Annotated in this window: 20 protein-coding genes and 2 pseudogenes; 12 read left to right on the forward strand and 10 right to left on the reverse strand. The window is 71.2% G+C overall.

Going from position 1 to position 25,472, the window contains the following annotated elements:
* The first annotated feature begins 18 nt into the window (after positions 1-18).
* Positions 19-1,752 carry an ABC-F family ATP-binding cassette domain-containing protein gene (locus tag CED_RS10260; protein WP_035910162.1) on the forward strand — a complete coding sequence of 578 codons (1,734 nt, stop codon included), beginning with the start codon at positions 19-21 and terminating at the stop codon, positions 1,750-1,752.
* A 16-nt stretch (positions 1,753-1,768) separates the two neighbouring features.
* Here CED_RS10260 and CED_RS10265 read toward each other — a convergent pair whose 3' ends face one another.
* A complete protein-coding gene (locus tag CED_RS10265) occupies positions 1,769-2,947 on the reverse strand; it encodes an HAF repeat-containing protein (protein WP_035910164.1) in 1,179 nt (392 codons plus the stop codon).
* 268 nt (positions 2,948-3,215) lie between these two features.
* On the opposite strand from CED_RS10265, the gene CED_RS10270 reads away from it, so the two are divergent.
* The 3 genes from CED_RS10270 (at position 3,216) to CED_RS10280 (ending at position 7,580) form a co-directional block, all read left to right on the forward strand.
* On the forward strand, positions 3,216-3,803 hold the full coding sequence (locus CED_RS10270) for an adenylate kinase (protein WP_235187010.1): 588 nt from the start codon (positions 3,216-3,218) through the stop codon (positions 3,801-3,803).
* A gap of 368 nt (positions 3,804-4,171) precedes the next feature.
* Entirely contained in the window at positions 4,172-5,038 is an 867-nt protein-coding gene (gene folD, locus CED_RS10275; protein WP_011437064.1) for a bifunctional methylenetetrahydrofolate dehydrogenase/methenyltetrahydrofolate cyclohydrolase FolD, read from the forward strand.
* 205 nt (positions 5,039-5,243) lie between these two features.
* Positions 5,244-7,580, forward strand: coding sequence for an MMPL family transporter (locus CED_RS10280; protein ID WP_035910166.1), 2,337 nt, complete (start codon positions 5,244-5,246; stop codon positions 7,578-7,580).
* Between the two features lie 187 nt (positions 7,581-7,767).
* Here the strand turns inward: CED_RS10280 and CED_RS22495 are convergent.
* From CED_RS22495 to CED_RS10300, 5 genes and pseudogenes are all read right to left on the reverse strand, one after another.
* A pseudogene (locus CED_RS22495) lies at positions 7,768-7,986 on the reverse strand (cytochrome P450); the annotation flags it as partial.
* 46 nt (positions 7,987-8,032) lie between these two features.
* Positions 8,033-9,358: a cytochrome P450 gene (locus tag CED_RS10285; protein WP_035910169.1), complete on the reverse strand. Its 1,326-nt coding sequence runs from the start codon at positions 9,356-9,358 to the stop codon at positions 8,033-8,035.
* Between the two features lie 25 nt (positions 9,359-9,383).
* Positions 9,384-10,133, reverse strand: coding sequence for an urease accessory protein UreG (gene ureG, locus CED_RS10290; RefSeq protein WP_011437060.1), 750 nt, complete (start codon positions 10,131-10,133; stop codon positions 9,384-9,386).
* Positions 10,134-10,169: 36 nt separating this feature from the next.
* Positions 10,170-11,240, reverse strand: a complete 1,071-nt coding sequence (gene tsaD / locus CED_RS10295; protein ID WP_035910250.1) for a tRNA (adenosine(37)-N6)-threonylcarbamoyltransferase complex transferase subunit TsaD — start codon at positions 11,238-11,240, stop codon at positions 10,170-10,172.
* Positions 11,241-11,341: 101 nt separating this feature from the next.
* Positions 11,342-11,845, reverse strand: a complete 504-nt coding sequence (locus tag CED_RS10300; RefSeq protein ID WP_023841051.1) for a Fur family transcriptional regulator — start codon at positions 11,843-11,845, stop codon at positions 11,342-11,344.
* 42 nt (positions 11,846-11,887) lie between these two features.
* Between CED_RS10300 and CED_RS10305 the strand changes: the two genes are divergently transcribed.
* From CED_RS10305 to CED_RS10340, 8 genes are all read left to right on the forward strand, one after another.
* On the forward strand, positions 11,888-12,544 hold the full coding sequence (locus CED_RS10305; RefSeq protein WP_035910171.1) for a peptide deformylase: 657 nt from the start codon (positions 11,888-11,890) through the stop codon (positions 12,542-12,544).
* A 231-nt stretch (positions 12,545-12,775) separates the two neighbouring features.
* A complete protein-coding gene (locus CED_RS10310; protein ID WP_235187012.1) occupies positions 12,776-13,738 on the forward strand; it encodes an LLM class F420-dependent oxidoreductase in 963 nt (320 codons plus the stop codon).
* A 77-nt stretch (positions 13,739-13,815) separates the two neighbouring features.
* Positions 13,816-15,585 (forward strand): FAD-binding oxidoreductase, encoded by a 1,770-nt coding sequence (locus CED_RS10315; protein WP_035910175.1) that lies wholly within the window; start codon positions 13,816-13,818, stop codon positions 15,583-15,585.
* 1 nt (position 15,586) lies between these two features.
* A complete protein-coding gene (cobF, locus tag CED_RS10320; protein WP_035910177.1) occupies positions 15,587-16,357 on the forward strand; it encodes a precorrin-6A synthase (deacetylating) in 771 nt (256 codons plus the stop codon).
* Positions 16,358-16,387: 30 nt separating this feature from the next.
* Positions 16,388-17,974, forward strand: a complete 1,587-nt coding sequence (locus CED_RS10325; protein ID WP_035910179.1) for an MmgE/PrpD family protein — start codon at positions 16,388-16,390, stop codon at positions 17,972-17,974.
* A complete protein-coding gene (gene prpB / locus CED_RS10330; protein ID WP_023841056.1) occupies positions 17,971-18,849 on the forward strand; it encodes a methylisocitrate lyase in 879 nt (292 codons plus the stop codon). The genes CED_RS10325 and prpB overlap by 4 nt, the downstream gene beginning before the upstream one ends.
* A gap of 231 nt (positions 18,850-19,080) precedes the next feature.
* A complete protein-coding gene (locus tag CED_RS10335) occupies positions 19,081-20,439 on the forward strand; it encodes a M20/M25/M40 family metallo-hydrolase (protein WP_011437051.1) in 1,359 nt (452 codons plus the stop codon).
* Between the two features lie 137 nt (positions 20,440-20,576).
* The gene (locus tag CED_RS10340; RefSeq protein ID WP_011437050.1) at positions 20,577-21,050 is read left to right on the forward strand and encodes a hypothetical protein; all 474 of its coding nucleotides are present in this window, start codon (positions 20,577-20,579) and stop codon (positions 21,048-21,050) included.
* On the opposite strand, the gene CED_RS10345 is transcribed toward CED_RS10340, so the two are convergent.
* From CED_RS10345 to CED_RS10360, 4 genes and pseudogenes are all read right to left on the reverse strand, one after another.
* Entirely contained in the window at positions 21,035-21,238 is a 204-nt protein-coding gene (locus CED_RS10345; protein WP_011437049.1) for a DUF5703 family protein, read from the reverse strand. The genes CED_RS10340 and CED_RS10345 overlap by 16 nt on opposite strands.
* Before the next feature lie 209 nt (positions 21,239-21,447).
* Positions 21,448-22,698, reverse strand: a complete 1,251-nt coding sequence (locus CED_RS10350) for a hypothetical protein (protein ID WP_369807814.1) — start codon at positions 22,696-22,698, stop codon at positions 21,448-21,450.
* A complete protein-coding gene (locus CED_RS10355; RefSeq protein WP_035910183.1) occupies positions 22,695-24,485 on the reverse strand; it encodes a glycosyltransferase family 39 protein in 1,791 nt (596 codons plus the stop codon). Before CED_RS10355 ends, CED_RS10350 begins: the two co-directional genes overlap by 4 nt.
* Before the next feature lie 367 nt (positions 24,486-24,852).
* Positions 24,853-25,472, reverse strand: a pseudogene (locus CED_RS10360) (FAD-dependent oxidoreductase); the annotation flags it as partial.

Below are 25,472 nucleotides of genomic sequence, written 5' to 3' on the forward strand. Positions count from 1 at the left end.
ATGCGCCAGACTGGTCAGATGTCCGCCACCCTCGTCGCGTCCGGCCTCACCGTCACCCGCGGTGGGGCGACCGTCCTCGACGGCGTCTCCCTCACCGTCGCGCCCGGCGACCGTCTCGGCGTGGTGGGGCCCAACGGCGTCGGTAAGTCGACGCTGTTGCGTGCCCTCGCCGGGCAGGTGACGCCCGACGCGGGCCGGGTGGATCTCGCGCCGCCGACCGCCAACGTCGGCCTGCTCCCCCAGGAACCCGACCGCAACCCCGGGGAGACCCTGCGGGCCTTCCTCGCCCGTCGCACCGGCGTCGCCGCGGCGCAGGCCGAGCTCGACGCCGCGACCGAGGCGTTGGCCCTGGGCATGTCCGGGGTCTCTGGCACGTCCGGGGCTTCTGGCACGTCCGGGGCTTCTGGCACGTCCGGGGCTCCTGGCATGTCCGGGGTCGACGACCGCTACAGCGTCGCCCTGGAGCGGTGGCTGGCGATCGGCGCGGCCGACCTCGACGCCCGCGCCGAAGAGGTGTGCGCCGATCTCGGTCTGCCCGCGGGCGCGCTCGACAGCCCGACGACGGCGTTGTCCGGCGGGCAGGCCGCCCGGGGATCGCTGGCCGGCGTCCTGCTGTCCCGGTTCGACATCACCCTGCTCGACGAGCCCACCAACGACCTCGACTTCGACGGGCTGGAACGGCTCGAGCGGTTCGTCCAAGGCGTGCCCGGGGCGCTGGTCGTCGTCAGCCACGACCGCGAGTTCCTCGACCGCACCATCGACACCGTCGCCGAACTCGATCCGCACCGGCACGGCCTCACCCTCTTCGCTGGCGGATGGACGGCGTACCTGCAGGCCCGCGAGGTCGTGCGGCGTCAAGCCCGGGAGCGGTACGAGGAGTACGCCGGCCAGCGAGCCGATCTCGTCGCCCAGGCGCAACGCCAGCGGGAGCAGGCGGTGCGGGGTTCGGTGCGGGCGAAGCGGCGGATGCCCGACGGTGACCGGGCTGCCAAGGGAGCCCGGATCGAGGCGGCGACGAAGAGCGCGGCCAGGGTCCGGTCCATCGAGTCCCGCATCGACCGGTTGGCGGAGGTCGAGGAGCCCCGCAAGGAATGGCAGCTGCGCATGTCGATCGCCGCCGCGCCCCGGTCGGGCGATGTCGTCGCGACATTGACCGGCGCGGTGGTGGCCCGGTCGGGCTTCACCCTGGGGCCGGTCGATCTGACGATCGCGTGGGCGGACCGGGTGGTGATCACCGGGCCGAACGGCGGGGGCAAGACGACCATGCTGGGTGCGCTGCTCGGCCGCATCCCCCTGGCCCGGGGGCACCAGGCACTCGGGTCCGGCGTGCGGCTCGGCGAGATCGACCAGGCCCGCGGCCTGTTCCGGGGTGAGGCCACGGCGCTGGCCGTCGCCGAGCGGGCGACCAGTTGGCCGGCGGGTGAGGTGCGCACCCTGTTCGCGAAGTTCGGTCTCGGCCCGGATCAGGTCACCCGGCCGGCGGCGTCCCTGTCGCCGGGAGAACGCACCCGGGCGGGGCTCGCGCTGCTGCAGGCGGTCGGCGTGAACTGCCTGGTGCTCGACGAACCCACCAACCACCTCGACCTTCCGGCGATCGATCAGCTCGAACAGGCGCTGGCCGGCTATGCGGGCACCCTGCTACTCGTCACCCATGATCGGCGCATGCTCGACACGGTCGCCGTGACCCGCCGGCTGCACGTCAACGGCGGCCTCGTCACCGAGAAGCCCCTCGTCACCGAGAAACCATTGTGACGGCTCGCCGAGAACGTCAGGCGCCGGTGTTCGGCCAGAACGCCGCATGGGGAAACGGGGAGTCCGTGGTGGTCGCGGAACCGAGCACGACGTTGTTCGGGGTGGCGGCGTTGCCCGTGCTCACCGGTCCTCCGAGGGTGCCCAGATCGGTCAGCCGGCCGCGGTACCAGCGGAACGCGTGGCTGCCCTGACCCGAGGGCACCGTCCCGCACACCACACCGTGATCATTGAGGCCGAGAAGCTCCAGCGGGCCGAGCGGTGAGGTGATCGGGATGCGGCGACCCGCGATCCACAGGAACCCGCCACCCGACGATCCGAGGCTGCGCACCAACACCTGACCGAGCCTGTTCACGGCGACCGCCTCGCTGTGCAGGTCACTGCCGAGGGTCCCGAGATCGGTCATGCGGCCGCCGTCCCACAGGAACGCGCGGGAATGGCCGTCCGAGGTCTCGCTGGTCCCCACGATCTGCCTGGCGTTGTNCACGTCGGCGACGACGGTCGAGGAACCGCCGAGGGTCCCGAGATCCGATATTGTGCCGGCCGACCAGAGAAACCCGTGGCTGGCGCCCTCCCGGGTGAGGCTGTTACCCACCACCCTTCCCTGCACCGTGACGGCCACGGCGGAACTCAACGGTCCGCCAAGCGTGCCCAGATCCGTCATCGTGCCGTTCGACCACCGGTAGGCGTGCTGCTCGCCCGTATTGGTGGTGCTGGTCCCCACGATGAATCCGGTGTCGCTGACGTCGACCGCGGTACTGGACTGTCCGCCCTGACTGGGGGTGCCGCCGAGGAATCCCAGCGACTGATAGACGCCACGGTTCCAGCGGAACGCCTCCCGGCTGTAACGCGTGGTGTTCTCGCCGACGACCACGCCGGCCTCGCTCACCGCGGCCGGCCGGCTGTTCCCCGGCAGGCCGCGCACCGTACCGCCGTGGTAGACGAACCCACTGAGCTCGGAGGATGAGGTCTGCCAGTAGCCCGCGAAAAGGCCTGCGGTGTTGCCGCCGGTGAGGAGACCGGAGGCCCCGGTCGGGGATGGAATGTCCACGACGGCGGGTCGGGTGGGCGCGGGTGGGGAGGACGGCGCCGCGGTGGCCGCGCCCGCCGCGGTGGCCGCGCCGAGGTAGCCGAGCGACCAGGGCGCGAGGGTCGTGGCCACCGTGGCGGCACGGATGAATGTCCTTCGATCGTTCATCGCGAAATGATCTCCTCTGGCCGGCTGCCACGGTCAGCCGTCGACGGTGATCGGCCGACGTCGGTCGACCGGCTGGAGGAGTTCGTGGAGCCATCACGCAATGCCAACTCTCCGAGGCCGGAGGATTGCAACATGATCTACCGTCGTCAATCAACGACACGCTGGCACCGTCGGCGGCTCACCCCATCGGCTTGGCGGTGACGGTCGGGTCAGGATGAAGCACGATGTTTCGCCACCAGGTCGGGCGCACCAGTGGGACACTGACCGGGTGAATGCGCTCGGGACGAGCCGTGACTCCGCGCCGGCAGCGATGCCCTCTGACGCCCGGCGGATCCTCGTCGTCGGCAGCGGCGGGGCGGGCAAGAGCACCCTGGCGCGTGAGCTCGCGCGCCAGACCGGACTGCCGCTCGTGCATCTCGACCGGTACTTCTGGCAACCGGGATGGGTCGGGACACCCACGGCGCAATGGCGGTCCGTCGTCGCCGACCTCGTCGCCGAGCCCGCATGGGTGATGGACGGGAACTACGGCGGCACGCTGGACCTGCGCATTCCCGCCGCCGACCTCATCGTGTTCCTGGACCTGCCGCGGCGGATCACCATCCCACGAGTACTGCGACGCTGGGCGCGGTGGCACGGGCGGAACCGTCCCGACCTCGCCGCGAACTGCCCGGAACGGCTCGACCTCGCTTTTCTCACCTGGCTGTGGAGATATCCGAGTACCAGCCGCAACCGTCTCGCCGACAGCATCGCCGAACACCACGCCGGACACCGGGTCGTTCGTCTGTGTNCCCCGCGTGAGGTTCGTCTCTGGCTGGCCGCCGTGGCCTATTCGGGAGTTCCAGCGGCCCGCCCGTGACGGCCACCGGCCGTCACCGGGCCGTTACCCGTCCGTCGGCTGGCCGTCACCCGGCCGTCGCCGGTGAATGTGGGGGGACCTGAGCACGGTCTGCGGTCCCTGGACCGTGCCTTGCTCCCCACAATGTGGCCGGACAATGTGGCCGGCGTCGGTGCTTCCCGCGCCGAGGGTTCCCCTCGGTGGTGGGTATGACGGTACCGGGCACCTGTGTGCCATGTTGGCGTAGCGTGCTCGCTCGGGCTCCGCCGGATGTCGGGGGACCACGCCGGACGCCTGGCTGACCCGGGCATGACCCGGCTTGGAGACCGGATCGGAGACCCGAATAGAACCCGGACATGATCTGACGACCGTGACGCGAAGGGCCGATAGTGAGCGCAGTGATAATCGACGGCAAGGCCGTCGCCCGCAGAGTGCGTGAGAACGTGGCCAGGGAGGTCGCTGAGTTCCGCGACCGGACCGGCATCCAGCCCGGCCTCGCGACCGTGCTCGTGGGTGACGACCCCGCGTCCGCCGTGTACGTCGGTGGCAAGCGTCGGGCCTGTGTCGAGGCCGGCATGGCCGACCTGCATCAACACCTGCCGGCCGACACCTCCCAGGAGAAGGTCGCGGCGCTCTTGGATGATCTTGCCGCCGATCCGGCCGTGTCGGGTATTCTGCTGCAGCTTCCGGTGCCCGAAGGCTTGGACGGGGCCGCGCTCGTCGGCCGGATCCCACCCGGGAAGGACGTTGACGGGCTCACCACCGCCAGCGTCGGTCTGCTCGCCCGGGGTCTGCCGGGTCTGCGGCCCTGCACACCGTCCGGGATCATCGAGTTGCTGGACTCCTACGACGTCGAGTTGTCCGGTACGCCCACGGTCGTCGTCGGTCGTTCGGAGCTGGTCGGTCGTCCGGTGGCAGCGCTGCTGGTGGGACGTAACGCGACCCTAACGATCTGTCACTCCCGTACACGGGACCTGGCGGCGGTCTGCCGCGGCGCCGACGTGCTCGTCGTCGCAGCGGGAAAGCAGGCGATCATCGGCGCCGACGCGGTGAAGCCGGGCGCCACCGTCATCGACGTCGGCATGCACCGGACCCCGCAGGGCCTGCGTGGCGACGTGGATTTCGAGGCGGTGCGCGAGGTGGCCGGGAAATTGACCCCGGTGCCGGGCGGGGTGGGGCCGATGACGATCGCGATGCTGCTGCGCAACACCCTGCTCGCTGCGCAGGCCGCCACCGGGACGGACGGTCCGGGCTGACGGTCCGGGCTGACGGTCCGGGCTGACGGTCATCGCGAGCCGCTTACCGCACCGAGTCACCCCGGGCTTGCGGGTCACATCCCTGACGTGAAGGTTTTCANCGGTTCTTCGCCAGCCGGCCGGTGGGGCCTACGAGTTCTGTCGGTGGCATGCGCCAGAATCGCCATCGTTGGGCAGGATGTGCGTTCGGCGTGGGGAGACGGGCATGACCAGCGGGGACGAGTCCGAGGTCAGGGACAGCGGCGGGTCGGNGGCACGGGCGCAGACCCCGCCAGCGCCAGCAGCACCGCCCCCGCCGGGGCCGGCTGTCGCCGGGGACGGCAACGGCACCCTGGCGGATTCCGCTNCCGGCCCCGCCGGTTCCGGTGGCCGTCCGGCGCGCGCCCGCCGGCCACGCATCGTCTACGTCTTCGCGGTCTTGGCCGTCGGCTGGCTCCTGCTCGGCGGCGTCGGCGGGTCCTACCAGGGCAAGCTCGGTGAGGTCCAGAAGAACGACAATGCCGCCTACCTCCCGAACTCGGCCGAGTCGACCAAGGTCGACACCGCGTCGCGGCAGTTTCGCTCCGTGCGGACGATTCCCGGCTTCGTCGTCTACGACCGCCAGGGCGGGCTGACCGCGCAGGACAAAGCCAAGATCACCGCCGACGTGAGGTCCTTCGCCGGGATTCACGGGGTGGACGCCGGCCAGCTCGGGCCGCCCCAGTTCGCCCGCAACGGCGCTGTGGCCGCCGTGGCCGTGCCGCTCGTCGCCCAGGACGGCGGCCGCGAGGTCAAGGGTGATGAGCTCGTCGACGTCGAGAAGGCCGTCGTCGCGGCCGCCCGCGACGGGGCACCGGCCGGTCTCGCCGTGCACCCGGCCGGGCCGGGGGGTCTGCTCGTCGCCTTCATCGAGGCATTCTCCGGCCTCGACGGGCTGTTGCTGCTCGCCGCGGGCCTCGTCGTCGTGGGCATCCTGCTGCTCGTCTATCGCAGCCCGGTGTTGTGGTTCTTCCCGCTGTTCAGCGCGGTGCTCGCGCTCGGCGTCTCGGCGCTGATCATCTATCCGTTGGCCAAGAACAACGTCCTCACCCTCAACGGACAGGGCCAGGGCATCCTGTCGGTGCTGGTCATCGGCGCCGGCACCGACTACGCGCTGCTGCTGGTGAGCCGCTATCGGGAGGAGCTGCACGCCTACCCCAGCCGGATCCAGGCGATGATCGTGGCCTGGCGGGGCGCCGCTCCGGCGATTACCGCCTCGGCGGTAACGGTGATCCTCGGCCTGCTCTGCCTGAGCCTCGGGGAACTGAACTCCACCCGCAGCCTCGGGCCGGTGGCGGCGATCGGCATCGCCTGCACAGCCCTGATCATGCTGATCTTCCTGCCGGTGTTCCTGGTGATCGCCGGGCGCTGGATCTTCTGGCCTCGCATTCCCCGCGTCGATCACCAGGCCGACCTCGCCGGTCACGGTCTCTGGGCACGCTTCGCCGGAGGCCTCGTCCGCCGGGCCCGGTGGGCCTGGATCGTCACGACGGTCGTGTTGCTGGCCTGCTCGTCCCTGATCGTCACCCTGAAGGTCGACGGCCTGTCGACGACGGACAGCCTGACGGGGCGGCCGGAGGCGATCGTCGGCCAGGAGATCTTCGACGCCAACTTCAGCCAGGGGCAGGGCGCCCCGGCCGTCATCATCACCAACACCGTTGCCGCCGCGGACGTCATCGCCGCCGTCCGGAAGGTCGACGGCGTCGCCACCGCTCCCGGCTCGGTCTGCGTGGAGGTCGACTACGCCAAACTCGCCGCCCGGTTGGCGTCCGGTGGACGTCCGGCGGCGAGGGGTTCCGACGGATGCGCCCCGAAGTCGGTCCAGGTCGCCCCGGTTGACGGTCGAATCGCCATCGACGCCGCCATCGTCCACCGTTATGACACCGTCGAGGCTTACAACACGATCACTGCGATCCGACGGGTCGTCCGGGAGGTGCCCGGGGCGAACGCCCTGGTCGGTGGCCAGTCGGCGATCAATCTCGACACCCAGAACGCCTCGCGCCACGATCGCAACCTGATCATCCCGATCGTGCTGGTCGTCATCCTCCTCGTGCTCGGCGTCCTGTTGCGGGCGCTGCTCGCCCCGGTCCTCCTGATCGCGACGGTGGTGCTCTCGTTTGCCGCGACGCTGGGCGTGAGCGCGGTGGTGTTCAACCACGTCTTCGGGTTCGCCAACGCGGATCCCGGCTTCCCGCTGTTTGCGTTCATCTTCCTCGTCGCCCTGGGGATCGACTACAACATCTTCCTGATGACCAGGGTCCGGGAGGAGACCCTCATCCACGGCACCCGTAGCGGCATCGTGCGCGGCCTCGCGGTCACGGGCGGGGTCATCACCTCGGCCGGGATCGTCCTCGCCGGGACGTTCGCCGTGCTCGGCGTCCTCCCGCTGGTCTTCCTGGCCCAGGTGGGTTTCTCGGTGGCCTTCGGGGTGCTGCTGGACACGGTTCTGGTCCGCTCGGTCCTCGTGCCGGCGCTGAGCCATGACCTCGGTCCGAAGATCTGGTGGCCCTCGAAGCTCTCCTGACACGCACTCGCCCGGCCCGGCCTCCGCGCCAGGACCGAAGCCAACGCACGCTGTCGGCCCCCTGTCCTCGACGGAGGGTGCCGGACCCAGCCGCACGGGAACGGACTTTCGATGCCGGTGAGGCGGGGCCGGGGACACCACGCGGGCAGCGGGGCTGGCCGCCGGGCCTTACGGGCCTTACGGGCCGCTACGAGACACGCACGGGCATCGATGCCCAGCCGCGGACCGTGGAGGTACGGGCTTGGACGGCGTTGTCCCAGGCGATTTCCCAGTCGAGGAAGCGGGTGAGGACCTCGTCCAGGGCCACCTTGCCCTCGATGCGGGCCAGTGCGGCGCCGAGGCAGTGGTGGATGCCGTAGCCGAAGCTCAGGTGGCGGCCGATCTCGCGGTGGATGTCGAACTCCTCTATCGAGCCGCGGCCGCACCGGTAGGTCTGCCGGTCGGTCAGGTGGTCAGGTGATCTTTTCCAGCTGGACCGGTAGCCCGTCCCGTGGAACAGGCAGCGGGAAACGGTCTAATGAGATCCGGTAGCCCGGTGCCAGGCTCCACCGGTACCGCAGCAGCATCTGGTGCAGGATCGCCTTCACCTGCTGACCGGCGAAGTGCAGACCGATGCAGGTATGTGGCCCGCCACCGAACGGTTGCCAGGCGTAGGGATGTACCTTGTCCTCGCGACGGTGGTCCGCGAACCGCTCCGGGTCGAACCGTTCCGGGCTCGGCCAGTACTCCGGCATCTGGTGGGTGAAGGCGAGCGCGAGGGCGGCCACGGTACCGGCGGGCACCGTGACGCCGAGCACGTCGATGTCTTTCACTGTGGCGCGCAGGAGGATCGGCACCGGCGTGACCAGGCGCAGCGCCTCCTTCATGACCAGAGCGAGTGACGGCAGCCGATCGAGGTCGGCATGGTCCACCGCTGGCGTGCCGAGGGCGAGCGACTCCTCGCGGCACCGCTGCTGCCACTCCGGATGCCGTGCCAAATAGTAGCTCATGCTGGTCATCGTGATCGTGGACGTGTCGTGCGCGGCCACCATCATCAGGATCATGTGGTTGACGACGTCGTCGTCGCTCAGCCTGCTGCCGTCCTCGGCCTCGGCGTGGCAGAGCCGGCTGAACATGTCGGTGCCGCTCCCGGCTCGTTTCGCGGGCACCCGCAGCCGCAGGAACTCCTCCAGGTACCGGCGCCCGGCCAAGCCACGCGACCAACGTAGCCCGGGTGCCGGCACGCGGACCACCGCGCCCGGCGCGCGGATGCAGGCGAACAGCGCGGCGTTGAACCGGTCGGCTTCCGGTCCCAGCCGTTCACCCATGAAGATCCGGGTCGCCAGTTCGAGGGTGAGCTGTTTGACCGCGGGATAAACCTGGAACCTCGCGCCCGGCCGCCACCCCGCGACGCCCCGTTCGATGGACGGGTTCATCCCGGCGAGATAGCCGCGCAGTCTGTCCGGGGCGAACGCGCCGGCGAGGATCCGACGGTGGTGGCGGTGCTCGTCGAAGTCGAGCATGCTCAATCCGCGCCGAAAGAACGGTCCGGCTATCCGTTGCTGCCCCGGGCCGTTCGCGAATGCCTGCTCATGGTTGCGCAGCGCCAAGCCGGTGGCGTCCGGGCCGAGCAGGCTCACCACCCGCAGCCCGAAGGTCCGCTCCCATGACACCGGGCCATACCGGTCGTAGCGCTGCCGCCAGTGCTGGGCAGGGTCATGCAGGTAGCGCAGGGTGTATCCCACCAGGGGCGGACCTCCGTCGCCCGGCACCGNNCCCCNGNANCCCCNCNCCGCCATGAAACCCCTCACCGCCACGACGCTCTCACATCCTATTTAAAGGTTGCGACGCATTAGACGCATCGGACGCATCGTAGGAACCGCCGCGCGGGGACAGTTCGGCGAGCTGGGCCCGTACCCAGGCGGTCACGTCCGCGGCCGTGGGGTCGGCGGTGAGCGAGGTGAACACCACCGGACGGGCACCGCGGGCCGCGGTCGCGTCCCGGGCCATGACGTCGAGGTCGGCGCCCACCAGGGGGGCCAGATCGGTCTTGTTGATGACCAGCAGGTCGCTGCCGGTCACCCCCGGTCCGCCCTTGCGGGGCACCTTGTCGCCCCCGGCGACGTCGACGACGAAGATCTGCCGGTCGATTAGCCCGTAGCTGAACGTCGCGGTGAGATTGTCACCACCGGACTCGACGAGGACCAGGTCCAGGGGGCCGGTGTCGGCCTCCAGGTCCTCGACCATGTCAAGGTTCGCGGTGATGTCGTCGCGAATCGCGGTGTGCGGGCAGCAGCCGGTCTCGACCGCGCGGATCCGCTCGGGATCGAGCACGCCGGCCCGGCGCAGGAAGTCGGCGTCCTCGGTGGTGTAGATGTCGTTCGTCACCACCCCGATGCGCAGGCTCGACGACAGGGCCCGGCACAGCGCGGCGACCAGGGCCGTCTTACCGCTGCCCACCGGGCCGCCGACCCCGATCCGCGGCGCCCGCCCGGCGCCGGCTGGCCCCGCGTCAGCTGGCCCCGTGCTGGCCCGCCCGTCAGTTCTCTGGAACTCCTCATGTCCGAGGTGCATCGTCGCGCTTCTCCCGTTCGAGGGGCCCGCCGGTGCTCACGCGGCGTGCAGGGCCGGCAGCGCGGTGCCGAGCTGGGCCCGTTCGAGGAACGCGCCCGGCATGGCGGTGAGCTCGGCGGGGGNGGGCTCGGNGCCGGCGCGGNCGAGCAGGTCACCCAACGCCGCGATCATCACGCCGTTGTCCGTGCACCGCCGGCGGGCCGGTATCCGCAGCCGGATGCCGGTCTGCTCGCAGCGGCTGGCCGCCAGCGCCCGCAGCCGGCTGTTCGCCGCGACCCCGCCGACGATGAGCAGGTCACCGATCCCGTGGTCGAGGCAGGCACGGACCGCCTTGGCGGTGAGCACGTCGACGACTGCCTCCTGGAAGGATGCGATCACATCGCCGGCCGGTACGGGGGAGTCGGGATGCGACTCGACCCATCGGGCGACGGCGGTCTTCAGCCCCGAGAACGAGAAGGTGTAGGGCGCGTCCGCCCGGCCGGTCAGCGGCCGGGGGAAGGCCAGCGCCGTCGCATCGTGGCCGACCGCGGCTCGGTCGACCGCGGGACCGCCCGGATAGGGCAGGCCGAGCACCCGGGCGACCTTGTCGAAGCACTCCCCGGCCGCGTCGTCAAGCGTGTCGCCGAGGTGGGTGATCGGGTCGCGAGCGAGGTCCCCCACCCGCAGCAGCGACGTGTGCCCGCCGGAGACGATCAGGGCGATGAGGGGATCGGGTAGCGGTTCGCCGTCGACGAGGTCCGCGGCGAGGTGACCGGCGAGATGGTGCACGCCGTAGAGGGGAACATCGAGCGCCGTGGCGTACGCCTTCGCCGCGGCCACCCCGACGTGCAGGGCGGTGGCGAGGCCGGGGCCGGCGGTGACCGCGACGGCGCCGATGTCCGCCACGAACAGCCCCGCCGAGGACAGCGCCGCGCGCACGCAGGGCACCAGCGCCTGCACGTGGGCCCGGGCGGCGATCTCGGGGACCNCCCCGCCGTAGCGGGCGTGCTGGTCCATGCTCGTCGACAGGGCCTCGCCCAGCAGCGTGCCGTTCCGGACGAGCCCCACCCCGGTCTCGTCGCAGGACGTCTCGATGCCCAGCACGACCGGGCCCTGCTCCGGCGGCATCCCCGCAGCCTCCTCGCGATAGTCGGTACCTGCGAGATTACGCCGGCGCGCGGTCCTCGCCGCGCCGGCGCGGACCCTCGTCATGCGGGTGCGGACCCTCGTCATGCGGGTGCGAGGTCCCCGTCCACGGACGGGGACGTCACCGAACAGGCGCGGCACCGACCGGCAAGGGCGGCGTGGTCGGGCTGCAGGGTGAACCCGACGGTGGTGGCGAGCCGACGCGCGACGTCGTCGAGCAGGTCCGCGGGCACGTCGAGGATCGTGCCGCAGGAGCGGCACCGGACGTGCAGGTGGGCGCCGCCGGTGAGGGCCGCCGCCAGGTGGTAGACGGCCGGCCCGTGGTCGGGGTGGACGTGGGTGACCAGGCCGAGGTCGCCGAGGGTCTCCACCGCGCGATAGACGGTGGTGCGGTGCATGCCCGGGACGATCGTCTCCGCCCGGGCGAAGACGTCGTCAACGGACAGGTGCTCGCTCGTGCCGGCGAGTACCTGGAGCACCGCCCGGCGGGCCGGGGTAACCCGCTCCCCGCGGGCGCGCAACGCGGCGATCCCGGCGGCGGACGGATCGCCACGCCGGCCGTCACGATCCGTCTGACTGTCCTTCACGATCCAGGTGTCCTTCACGATTCACGTGGCACAGTATCCCGCATGACCGTGCTCCCGATCCGCACCGTTGGTGATCCCGTTCTGCGCACTCCGACCACGCTGGTCACGGAGTTCGACACTGTGCTCGGTCGGCTGGTCACCGACATGATCGACACCATGTACGACGCGCCCGGGGTGGGGCTTGCCGCCCCGCAGATCGGGGTCGGGCTGCGCCTGTTCGTCTTCGACGTCGACTACGACCCGCGTGACGAGTCGGTACCACGGGTGCCGCGGGTGGTGGTGAACCCGGTGCTGGAACTCGGCCCGGACCCGGGGCGGCCCGGGGAGACCCAGCGGCCTGGCGGGATCCAGCGGCCCGGGGAGACCCAGCGGTCCGGGGAGACCCAGCAGCACGGCCCGGAGGGATGCCTGTCCGTCCCGGGGCTGCACTTCCCGACCACGCGGGCGCTGGCCGCGCGGGTCCGCGGGGTGGACGTTACGGGGCAGCCGGTCGAGTACGCCGGCGAGGGCCTGCTTGCGCGCTGCTTCCAGCACGAGGTCGACCATCTCGACGGGATCCTCTACGTCGACCGGCTGACCGGGGAGGCGCGCCGTGCCGCCGTCCAGGCACTGCGCGAGCCGCCGCCGACCCCGGAGCAGGCACGGGCGGCCGGCGAGTACCTGCGGTCGCTGCGCCGGTCAGCCGGGTCGGTCCGGTGACGGTTAGGGCCGATCGGGTCGGTCCGGTGACGGTCTGACGACGGTCGGGTCGCGCCGGTCGGGTCGCGCCGGGGACGGCCGCCGGTCGCCCGACGGGCTATCTTGGTATCCGCCTCGTCCTCGAGGATGCCACCGGCGAGTGCCCGTCTTCGAGGTGTCCCGTCTTCGAGGCGCCCCGTCCTCGATGTGTCCCATCCTGGAGATGCCCCGGTGAGTGGAGGAGTGGCTGCGGTGACCGAGGTCTCCGGCGGGCCGTACAAACGGCCGTTCCGGTTCAACATCCAGTGTTCCTCCCCCGCCGAGGTGAGCGCCCGGTCATGGGCCGACCTCGCCCACCGGGTCGAGGATCTCNGCTACGCGACGTTGACCGTCTCCGACCATCTCGACGAGCAGGTCGCGCCGATCGCGGCGCTGATGGCCGCGGCCGACGCGACGACGACGCTGCGGATCGGCGCGATGGTGTTCAGTAACGACTACCGCCATCCGGTGGTGCTGGCCAAGGAGGCGGCGACCCTCGACGCGCTGTCCGGCGGACGGTTCGAACTCGGCCTCGGCGCCGGCTGGATGACCTCCGACTACTCCCGAGCCGGTCTGCCGCTCGATCCGCCGGGGGTGCGCATCGGCCGGCTCGCCGAGTCCCTCGCCGTCATCAAGGGGATGTTCGCCGACGGACCGTTCACCTACAGCGGCACCCACTACCAGGTCGCCGGCCTGAACGGGACGCCGAAGCCGGTGCAGCGGCCCCNCCCGCCGATCGTGATCGGTGGTGGCGGGCGCCGGCTGCTGACCCTCGCCGCCCGTGAGGCCGACATCATCGGGCTGAACATGAACATGGCCGGCGGGGTGATCGACGCCTCGCTCGGCGCCAACGCGACGACGGCGGCGACCGAGGAGAAGGTCCGCTGGATCCGGGAGGCCGCCGGCGCCCGTTGGGACGATCTCACCCTTCAGGTCCGCGTCCACCTCGTCGTCGTCACCGACAACCGCACCCAGGTCGCCGAGCAGTTGGCCGCCGGGTTCGGGCTCACCTCCGAACAGGCGCTCGCGACCCCGCACGCGCTGTGCGGGTCGGTCGACGAGATCGTCGACGACCTCGTCGAGCGCCGCGAGCGCTTCGGCCTCAGCACGATCGGGGTCTCCCTGGACGCGTTGACCGCCATGGCGCCGGTCGTCGAACGTCTCGCCGGCACCTGAGCGGTCCGCCGCCCTCCCCCCGAGCCGTCGTCCCCCCGAGCCGTCGTCCGCTGTCCGTCCCCGTCGAGGAGCCATCGTTGGTCACGCACATGAAGTGGTGGGGCTGGGGCAAGGAGAGTGTCTCCTTCAGCCCCAGTGACAAGCCCGACCTCGCGCCGTTCATCCGTACGCACATCGGGCTCGACATCACCCGCCTGCCGGCCCAGCCACCGGCCTTCGCGGACCTGACGATCGCGGACCCCGTGCTGCCGGAGCCGCTGCGCGCCGCGCTTGTCGACGCCGCCGGCGCGGAGCACGTCACCACCGACGCACAGGCGCGGGTCGTGCACGCCTACGGCAAGAGCCTGCGTGACCTCGTCCGGGTTCGTAACCACGACCTCGGCCGACTGCCCGACGTCGTCGTCTACCCGGGAGACGAGGAGGCGGTCCGGGCGGTGCTGGCCGCGGCGCTGGCCGCGGACGCGGTCGTCATCCCGTTCGGCGGCGGCACCAACATCTCCGGCAGTCTCGAGGCGCCGCGCACCGAGACCCGCCCGGTGATCTCCGTCGACCTCGGCCGGCTCGACCGGGTGCTGGAGATCGACGCCGACGCCCGCCTCGCCCGCGTACAGGCCGGTGCCCTCGGCCCGGGTCTGGAGGAGCAGCTGGCCGCGCAGGGCTGGACGCTCGGCCACTTCCCGGACAGCTTCGCCCACTCCACCCTCGGCGGCTGGATCGCCACCCGCTCGTCGGGCATGCAGTCCGACAAGTACGGCGACATCGCGGAGATTACCAGGGCGGTGCGGGTCGTGACCCCCGCCGGGGTACTCGTCACCCGGCCCGTGCCCAGCCAGTCGACCGGCCCCAGCGTGCGGGAGATGATCCTCGGCAGCGAGGGGCGGCTCGGGATCATCACCGAGGCCACGGTGCAGGTGCATCGAGTGCCCGAGCAGCGCGTGATCCTCGGCTACTTCTTCCCGACCTGGGACGCGGCACTGCTGGCCATGCGGGAGATCGCCGCGAGCGAGGCCGCGCCGACGGTCACCCGGGTCTCCGACGCCAACGAGACGCGGTTCTCCTTCGCTACCCGCAAGCGCGGCTCCCTGGCCTCAAGTCTCGTCTCGGCCGGTATGAAGCAGTACCTGCGCCGGGTCCGCAGGTACGACCTCGACCAGATGTGCCTGTCGTTCATCGGCTTCGAGGGTTCACCCGCGCACGTCAAGGCCCAGCGCAAGCTGGTCGGGGCGATCGTCGCGCGCCGGGGCGGGATCTGTGTCGGCACCGGCCCGGGGCAGCTCTACGACCAGAAGAAGTTCGACACCCCGTACATCCGGGACTTCCTGCTCGGTCAGGGCGCGATGGCCGACGTGTCGGAGACGTCGACGTCCTGGTCGCAGCTCGGCCCGCTGTACCGGGGGGTGGTCGCGCGGGCGAACAAGGCGTTCGCCGAGATCGGTGTGACCGGTTGGATCATGTGCCACCTGTCGCACTCGTACCACTCCGGGGCCTGCCTGTACTTCACGTTCGCCTATGCCTCCCCGGTGACGCTGGAGGCGATCGACGGGTACGACACGGTGAAGTCCGCGATCCAGCAGGGCTTCATCGAGCATGCCGGCACCCTGTCCCACCACCACGCGGTCGGCGTCGAGCACGCGCGCTGGCTCGCCGACGACATCTCACCAGCCGGCGTGCGCCTGCTCACGGCGCTGTTCGACGGCATCGACCCGGGCCGCAACCTCAACCCCGGCAAGATCGTCCCAGGGGTGGACGTCGCCCCGGGCCTGGCGGATTCGGCGGGCCCGGATTCGGCGGGCCCGGATTCGGCGGGCCCGGATTCGGTGAGCCCGGCCGGGTCCGATCCGCGCTGAGATGCGCACGATCCTCGTCATTGGCATCGGTGCCGGCGACCCCGACCAGCTGACGATCCAGGCCGTCAAGGCGCTGAATCGGGCCGACGTCTTCTTCGTCCTGGACAAGGGGGCGGCGAAGGAGGACCTGGTCCGGCTGCGGCGGGAGATCCTCGACCGGCACGTCGAGGGGAACGGCTACCGGATCGTCGAGGCCCGTGACCCGAGCCGCGACCGGTCCTCGACGGACTACACCGCCGCCGTCGAGGACTGGCATTCCCGCCGGGCCGCACTGTACGAGCGGATGATGCTCGACGAGCTGGGCGAGGATGGCTGCGGGGCGTTCCTGGTCTGGGGTGATCCGTCGCTGTACGACAGCACGCTGCGCATCATCGACCGGATCGTGGCGCGGGGCGTGGTGCGGTTCGACTACGAGGTGATCCCGGGGATCACCAGCGTGCAGGCGCTCGCCGCCCGCCACCGGCTGATCCTGAACCGGATCGGCGGCCCGGTCGAGATCACGACCGGTCGCCGGCTCGCCGCCGGATTCCCGCCGGGGGTCGACGACGTCGTCGTCATGCTCGATGCCGAGAACACCTTCCTGACCCTGCCGGCCGACGACGTCGACATCTACTGGGGCGCCTACCTCGGCACCCCGGAGGAGGTCCTGCTGCACGGTCCGGTCGCCGAGGTCGGCGGGCTGATCGAGCGGACCCGCGCCGAGGCCCGCGAGCGTAAAGGCTGGATCATGGATACCTNCCTGCTCCGCCGCCGTGAGGAAAGTGGCCGGTGAGAACCGTGGAGACGGCAGGGGGAATGTCCGATGAAGCTGCACGAGGTGCGCGCCCGCCGGTCCGTCGAGGCGCCGCCCCGGCGTGACCAGCTTGCCTGGAAGATCGCCGAGGTCGCCGCCGAGCGGGTGCCGGTGCCGCCGGAGGTCGTCGAGATGATCGGCAACCGAATCATCGACAACGCGGCGGTCGCCGCGGCGGCGCTGACCCGCGGCCCGGTCGTCGCGGCCCGCGACCAGGCGCTCGCCCATCCGTACACCCCGGGAGCGACGGTCGTCGGCGTCGAGCGGGCAGTACGGGTGTCGCCGGAGTGGGCGGCCTGGGCGAACGGCGTCGCCGTGCGGGAACTGGACTTCCACGACACCTACCTGGCCGCGGACTACTCCCATCCGGGCGACAACATCCCCCCGGTGCTCGCCGTCGCGCAGCACACCGGCCGCGGCGGCGCCGAGCTGGTCCACGGGATCGCCACCGCGTACGAGATCCAGGTCGACCTGGTGACCGGCATCTGCCTGCACGAACACCGCATCGACCACATCGCCCACCTGGGCCCCTCCGCCGTCGCCGGGATCGGTGCCCTGCTCGGCCTGCCCCCCGAGCCGATCTACCAGGCCGTCGGCCAGGCGTTGCACACGACGACGACCACCCGTCAGGCCCGCAAGGGCGAGATCTCCACCTGGAAGGCGTACGCCCCGGCCTTCGCCGGCAAGACGGCGGTGGAGGCGGTCGACCGGGCGATGCGCGGCCAGACCTCGCCGGCGCCGATCTACGAGGGGGAGGACGGGGTCGTCGCCTGGCTGCTCGGCGGCCCGGACGCGGTGTACCGGGTGGCGCTGCCGGAACCCGGCGAGCCCCGTCGGGGCATCCTCGCCACCTATCCCAAGGAGCACTCCGCCGAGTACCAGAGCCAGGCGCTGATCGACCTGGCCCGCCGGCTGCGTACCCGGCTGCCCGGGGCCGGCTCGTCTCTCGGGGCCGGCTCGTCTCTCGGGGCCGGCTCGTCCACGGCCTCCTCCGAAGCCTCCTTCGAGGTCGACGTCGCGGCGATCCGCCAGATCGTCATCCACACCAGCCATCACACGCATCACGTGATCGGCACCGGCGCCGGGGATCCGCAGAAGACCGATCCGACCGCGAGCCGGGAGACGCTCGACCATTCGATCATGTATATCTTCGCGGTGGCGCTGCAGGACGGGACGTGGCACCACGAACGTTCCTACGCCCCCGAACGGGCCGCCCGGCCCGACACCGTCGCGCTGTGGCACCGGATCCGCACGGTGGAGGATCCGCAGTGGACCCGCCGTTACCACGCGACCGACCCGGCCGAGCGGGCCTTCGGCGGGCGGGTGGAGGTCACGCTCGTTGACGGGACGTCGATCGTGGACGAGATCGCCGTCGCCGACGCGCATCCGGCCGGGGCCCGGCCGTTCCGGCGTGCGGACTACGTCGCCAAGCTGCGTACGCTCGCCGAGGGGGTCGTGTCGGCCGCCGAACAGGACCGGTTCCTCGACCTGGTCGGCCGGCTCGACACCCTGACCCCGGCCGAGCTCGCCGGGCTGACCCTCGTCGCCGACGCGCTCGCCCTGGAAACGGGCGGGACGAGGGGGGTCTTCGCATGATGGTGCCGGCCGGCCGGCCCGTCGCGGACAAGCGGCGGATGCTGCGGGCGGGTCTCGCCTCCGGCCGCCTGCAACGCTGGCCGGGCGCGTTCGTCCCGCTGGTCGCGATGAGCATCGAACGGACCGGTTTCGACGGCGTCTACGTCTCGGGGGCGGCGCTGTCCGCGGCGCTGGGACTGCCCGACGTCGGGCTGACGACGCTGACCGAGGTCGCCGCGAGTGCCGGGCAGATCGCCCGGGTCACCGACCTGCCGACCCTCGTCGACGCCGACACGGGATTCGGTGAGCCGCTGAACGTGCACCGCACGATCGGGCTGCTCGAGGACGCCGGGCTCGCCGGCTGTCACCTGGAGGACCAGGTCAACCCGAAGCGCTGCGGCCACCTGGACGACAAGGCGGTCGTCGGGCGCGACGAGATGGTGCGCCGCCTGCGCGCCGCGGTGGCGGCCCGCCGCGACGACGCCTTCGTGCTCTGCGCCCGCACCGACGCCGTCGCCGTGGAGGGGCTGACCGCGGCGATTGACCGGGCCCGTGCCTACGTTGACGCCGGCGCTGACATGATCTTCCCGGAGGCGCTCGCCGACGAGCGGTCGTTCGCGGCGTTCCGGGCCGCCGTCGACGTGCCGATCCTCGCGAACATGACCGAGTTCGGGAAGTCGCCGCTGCTCACCGCGGCGCAGCTGACGGACCTCGGGGTCAATGCCGTCATCTATCCGGTGACGACGCTGCGCGTGGCGATGGGCGCGATCATCCGGGGGCTCGCGACGCTCGCCGCCGAGGGCACCCAGGCCGACCTGGTCCCGGCGATGCAGACCCGCGCGGAGCTCTACGACCTGCTCGACTACGCCGGCTACGGCGCCGCTGACATCCTTTGACATCCTTCCGGTGGAAGGCTGCCATCCGTCGCAGGACGGGGACCAGCGTCGCCNCCGCGGCCATCACACGATAGCCCGCCGGGGGCGTCCCGGACCTGTCAAGGTCGAAAGCGCTTATGGCGGTCACGCACCNCAGCCGGGGGNCGATCGCCTCAAGTTCCGCGCAGCTGTCGATGCCCCAGGAGACGGTCGCCCCGGCGGCTGCACCCCCGACGGGGCAGACTAGGCGGCATGGCGAGTGCGTCCACGACCCCCCCCGACCGCACCGGTGGCCTGCGCCTGCCGGTGACCGCCCCCTCCGCGGAGGGCGAGGTGGTCGAGCTCTGTCGGGAGATGCTCCGCTTCGAGTCGGTCAACCGCGGCAACGGCGACGGCAACGAGCGCCCGATCGCGGAGTACGTCGCGGCGAAGCTCGCGGAGGTGGGCCTTGAGCCGACCCTGCTGGAGTCGGCCCCGGGCCGCACCAGCGTGGTGACCCGGGTGGAGGGGGCGGATCCCTCGCGTGCGCCGCTGCTCGTCCACGGTCATCTCGACGTGGTGCCGGCGGATGCCAGCGAGTGGCGCCTGCCGCCGTTCGCTGGCGAGGAGGCCGACGGCTGCCTGTGGGGTCGGGGCGCGGTGGACATGAAGGACATGGACGCGATGACCCTCGCGGTCATCCGCGACATCGTCCGCACCGGCCGCAGGCCACCCCGGGACCTCGTCGTCGCCTTCGTCGCGGACGAGGAGGCCGGCGGCGTCCTCGGGGCGCGCTGGCTCGTCGAGAACCATCCCGACCTGTTTGCCGACTGCTCCGAGGCGATCAGCGAAGTCGGTGGGTTCTCCTACACCGTCTCCGACGACCTGCGCCTTTACCTCATCGAGACGGCGGAGAAGGGCATCGCCTGGATGAAGCTGACCGCTGCCGGCCGGGCCGGCCACGGTTCGATGATCAGCGATGACAACGCGGTGACGGCGCTGTGCGAGGCGGTGGCGAGGCTCGGCCGGCACACCTTCCCGCTGGTCATGACCCCGACGGTCCGGGTGTTCCTGAACTCCCTCGGGGAGGCGCTCGGCATCGAGTTCGACCTGGACGACCTGGAGGCGACCGTCGCGAAGCTCGGCCCGATCGCCCGGATGATCGGTGCCACGTTGCGTAACACCGCCAACCCGACCCAGCTCGAGGCCGGTCACAAGGTCAACGTGATCCCGGGCGAGGCCACCGCCTACGTCGATGGTCGCTATCTGCCCGGTCAGGAGGAGGAGTTCATCCGCCAGCTCGACGAGATCCTCGGGCCGGACATCCGTCGCGAATGGGTCGTCCACGACCAGGCGTTGGAGACCAGCTTCGACGGCGCGCTGGTGGAGGCGATGGCCGCGTCGCTGCGCGCCGAGGACCCGATTGCCCGGGCCGTGCCCTACATGCTCTCCGGCGGCACGGACGCGAAGTCCTTCTCCCGGCTCGGCATCCGCTGCTTCGGGTTCTCCCCGTTGCTGCTGCCGCCCGACCTGGACTTCTCCGGCATGTTCCACGGGGTGGACGAACGGGTGCCGCTCGACTCGCTGCGCTTCGGCGTCCGCGTCCTCGACCGCTTCCTGCACGCCTGCTGACCGGACCTGCCGGTACGGACCTGCCGGTACGGATCTGCTGACCTGAACCTGCCGGTACGGCTTGACGAGATGCCGCTGTCCGCGCGCGGGGCACCATCCGCGTAGGAGCCATCGTCGATGCATGACATGATGGGGGTATGGCTGGCGATCCGCTGTCCAGCATCGGCCTCGGAGCTCCGCTGGACGCGGACGCGGACCATCCCCGGGCCACCTACGCCTATCTCGTGCAGGTCAGCCGGGACGGCAGCGTATGGATCGCCGATCGGGCCGAGCCGTCCGGGGGCATCGAGGTCAGCGTGTTGTCCGCGCTGGAGGTCGCCCGGCAGGTTCTGCGTCGCCGGTTTGTGCAGCTGCGGGCCGATGACAGCGCCCATTGGAGCGATCACTGGTTCCGGGTCGACGTCTGGACGGTGGAGCGGTCCCGGAAGGCGGATACCGGCGACGCCGGAGCCGGCGCAACTGGAGCCGGCGCAACTGGAGCCGAGGTGCCGGCCGGATGGGCGTTGTCGGGACGGCATCTGCAGACCCGGGGGATCGCTCCGGACGTGGTCGAGGTGCGCACGCCCTCCCAGGTCCGCTGCCAGGTGGGCGGCTGTCAGGTGGGCAGATAGCCGGGCAGGCCGCCGGGGCGCCGACGGCGGCGCAGCACTACCCGCCGGGAGCCATCCGGGAACAGCCGTAGGCGTTCGAGCTCCCAGTGGCCGAACTCGGCGTGCATCGTGAGGATCTGGACGGCTGCCCGGCGGTCCGTACCCGGCGGCAGGTACAGCCGCTGGTACTCCAGCTCTACTCCATCCAATGCGGCCTGACCTCGTGGTTGCGAGCGGAGGATGACCGGCTGCGTGTGGTGTGGTGTGGCGTGGGATGGCGACCGATCATCGTGCGGTCCCTCTCTACGTTAACCGTATCGCCATCTTCTGGAAGGGCTTCTGGAAGCGCTCGCGAGATGATGCGGGCCCAGCGCGCCATCCACCGACGCGCGGCCGGTGGTCAGGGCACGGCCGGTGGTCAGGGCACGTAGGAGAGGGTGAAGGCCAGCGTCGCGTAGAGGGTCATCGCGGCCGTGGTGGCGGCGAGCGTGAAGGTGAAGATCTCCCGCCGGGCGGTGACGAGCGCGGCGACCAGCAGGAACGGGAACGCCCCGTAGACGTACCGCTCGGCGGAGTCCAGGTTGCTGCCGGTCAGCACGGCAGCCAGGACCAGGGCGCTCCACACCGGGTACGACACTGGCAGCCGGCGCGCCATGACCACCAGCCCCACGAGCGCCAGGAGCAGCCACGGCACGTGCAGCGCCGTGCCCAGCTCGCCGGAGAAGGCGCCCCGCGCCGCGTCCCACAGCACCGCCAGCGGGTTCGAGCTGCTGCCGTGACGTGCCGCGTCGCGCTGCAGCGTGAACGGCGCCAGCCCGTCACCGTAGGAGTGCGCCGACCACAGCAGGTAGATGCCGGCGCCGGCCACCGGGGCGAGCACGGCGAGTAGTCGACGCAGCCCGTCGCGGGCGGTGAGCGTTCCAGCCGTAGGCGTGGTGGCCGGCGTGCCAGGGCCGGGGCCGGGGCCGAGCCGGCGGACGAGCGGCCAAGGCAGCCCCCGGGCCGCCTCGAGAAGCACCGGCACCGCGAGGATCAGACCGAGGGGGCGACACAGGCCGCCGAGCAGGCCGGCCACGGCCGCCAGTTCCCAGCGCCCGCTGCGGGCACCGAGGAACACCGCCACGGCCAGCAGCCCGGCGAGTGCCTCGGCGTACCCCATGACCAGGACGAAGGCGGGTGGAGCCAGCGCGGCGAGCCAGATGAGCCGGGTGGTCGCCTCCGGGGCGAACCCCTCGAACCGGGCGAGCCCCACCAGCAGCAGCGCGAAGACCAACGCGCACACGTTGACCACGACCAGGAGCACGACGCCGACGTGGGCGTCGGCTCCCGGCAGCTTCGACAACCCCCGCACGAGCAGCGGCAGCAGGGGAAAGAACCGGCGGCTCTCGGCCCCAGCGCCGCTGTACCCGACCTCGGCAATCGTCTTGTACCACCCGGCGTCCCAACCGAGCAGGTCGGTGGTGCTCAGCTGCGCGCCCTGCTGCCCGCGGGCGTTGTCGGCGATGTACCTGGTCAGCGCCAGGGCCGCACCGACCGCCAGCCGGGCCGCGAGCCAGGCGAGCACGACCTCGCGCAGTTGCCAGCGGTCCNCCCAGCGGGTGGCCGCATGCCGGCCGCCCATGCCGCCACCTACCCGATGATCATCCGGCAGGGCCTCGGTCGCGGTCAAGAGGCCNGGAACCGCAGCAGCGCGTAGTTCTCGTAGACCTTGGCCGGCAGACCCTGCTTCATGACCTCGTCCGCGAGTGGCCGGGCCTCCTGCAGGGTGGTGCGCACCACCGTGCACAGCTCCTCGTAGGTGCGGTATGACCCGGAACCGGCGAGAAAGACGGTGTGTTCCGGACCGGCCTCGGCGAGGGCGCGCCGGGCGATCGCGACCCCGTTGGCCGATTCGTTGCGCTGCTCGTAGTCGACCCAGTCGACCCGATCCGGCGGTGCGTAGGTCGGCACGACGTACACCTTCATCCAGTTCGGCACGGTACGGGCGAGGCCCGGTCCGAGCTGGTCCGGGCAGACCAGCATCACATCACCGGGCCGGGCGGTCCGCTCGAGGACCTGCGCGGCCTCGGTGGCCTGGCTCCGCTCCCGGTGGATGTCGGAGGTCCCGGCGAGCAGACCGGTCAGGGCGGCGACGGCGNCCNCTCCATGNAACNCCCGCCGATCGGTGATGATCGTCGCGCCGAGCCCGATGACCAGCAGGAACGGCACGAAGGCGGTGGCGGTGTACCGGTCGGCCCAGGCGTTGCCGACCACCTTGCCCGCCGTCACCGCGACGACGAGTGTGCCGGTGGCCAGCAGGAACAGGGTCCGACCCGGTTCGAGACCACGCAGATCGAGAAGGATGAACCGGCTACCCGCGGGCCGGCCGGCGATGCCGGCGGCGGCGAGACCGGTGATCAGGAACAGCAACAGGCGACCCAGGGTCGTCGGGCCGCCGGCCCACTGGCCGTAGGCGTGGGAGATCGCGGCATAGCTGGCGGGCTCGCCCCAGGGGGTGCNGGTGTGGGCAAGCTGGTCGAAGAAGTCGGGCAGCCACGGGGCGAAGACCAGCCCGCCACCGACGATGCCGAGCAGCCCGAAGACCGGCCCCCGCCGCTGCGGGGTGAGGAAACGGGTCGGTGTCCGGTGACTGTGGGGGGCGCCCCGGCCCCGGCTTCCCGGGCTTCCCGGGCTTCCCGGGGCGGAACGGTATCCGGGTACACCTGTCGGGCCCGGATCGTTCGCCGAGGCGGTCATGCCGCCCGGCACACCCGCCGGGTCCGCCGCGCCCGCCCCGCGCCGGATCTGGCGCGCGACCCACCACGGACGGGCCACCAGCAGCAGGACCAGCCACGTTCCGACCGTGAGCAGCAGGTAGAGGCACCAGTAATGGGTCAGCGCCAGGCCTCCCGCGCAGAGCGCCAGGGCGATCGTCGATCTGATCGACGGTGCCCGCAGGACGCGCTCCAACGCCAGTCNACCCAACGCGGTGAGCAACACGATGAGGCTGTACATCCGGGTCTCGGTCCCGAAGTACAACGCGAACGGCGACGTGAGGTACAGCACGACGCTGACCCGCGCCGCCCGCTCGCCGACCACGCGGCGGGCGAGCAGGAACAGCGGCCACGCCGCACCGATGTTGATCAGCGCGGACAGGGAGCGGACCGCGAAGGTGCCCTCGCCGAACGCTTTGATCCAGCCGTGGAGCACCAGGTAGTACAACGGCGGTGAGCCGTCCCGTAGCAGGCCGTCCCACATCGTGAAGGCCGACCCACGCAGGGGCAGGCGGGCGATGGCGACGCTCTGCGCCTCGTCCAGCCAGAGTGCCTGGCTGGCGGTGAACCGCACGATCACCGAGACGGCGAGGAGCACTCCCATCACCGCGGTGAAGATCCGTCCCGCACGGCCGGATGCGTTCCCGACCTGGTCGACCGGCTCGGGGATCTGCTCCGCCGGCCGGACCGCGACATCCGTCACGGTCAGTCCCTTCCGTCCACATTGACCGGACTGCGACGGGCCGGCCGGTAGACGATCGGCCGGCCGGGCAGGGCCGCATCCGGTACCAGTCTCGCGTGGCGCGCCCCTACGCCTCGATGATGTTCCGGATGGGTGATGGGACGCGGCCCGTCCCATCACCCATCCGATCCGTACCCGGTAATACCGGGTACGTCCCCGGCCATGCCGGCCGGCCCCGGAAGTGGAGCGGGCGCCGACGGTGAAACGCGCCCGACAACCTGCCCGACAACNTGCCCGACAACGCGCCTGACATTGTGGCGGCGTCCGTCGAACCCGTGCCCCGGACGAACCCGTCCCGGATGAATCCGTGCTCCGGACGAATCCTCCGTCAGGACCGGGCGATGCCCCGGGCCGGCGACGAAACCTCCTCGTGGTAATCCTCCTCGACGTTGACCTCCCACACATCGTGCTTGGTGCCGTCGATGATGTTCTGGACCGTGAGCATCGCGGTGAGCATCGAGTGGTCCTGATTGTTGTAACGGTGCATGCCGTTACGGCCGACCGGGTGGACGTTCGGCGTGTTCTCGGCCAGCCAGGCGCGGATGATATCGACGTTCTTCTTGTAGTGTAGGTCGTAGTATGGATATGCCTTCGGCATGCGTACGACGAAACCCTCTTCCACCTGCTGGGCCCTGATCAGACCCAGCTCGACGAGTTCTTTCGTCCCGAGCGCGACCAGTTCCTCATCGGAGGCGTTCCAGGTCTCGTCACCCTCGAAGACGAAGTACTCCAGGCCGAGGCAGGTACGCCCGTCCTTGACCAGGAATGGCGACCAGGAGGCGAAGTTCTGGATCCGGCCGACCTTGACGGTGGGGGAGTGGATGTAGATCCAGTTGTCCGGGAAAGCGGCCGAGGCCGGCACCACGAGGGCGATGGTGAGGAAGTCGCGGTACTTCAGCGCGTTCGCCGCGGCCAGCACGTGGGCCGGTGCCGGCGGGTCCATCACCC

The sequence above is a fragment of the Frankia sp. CeD genome (genome assembly GCF_000732115.1).
GTDB lineage: Bacteria > Actinomycetota > Actinomycetes > Frankiales > Frankiaceae > Frankia > Frankia casuarinae.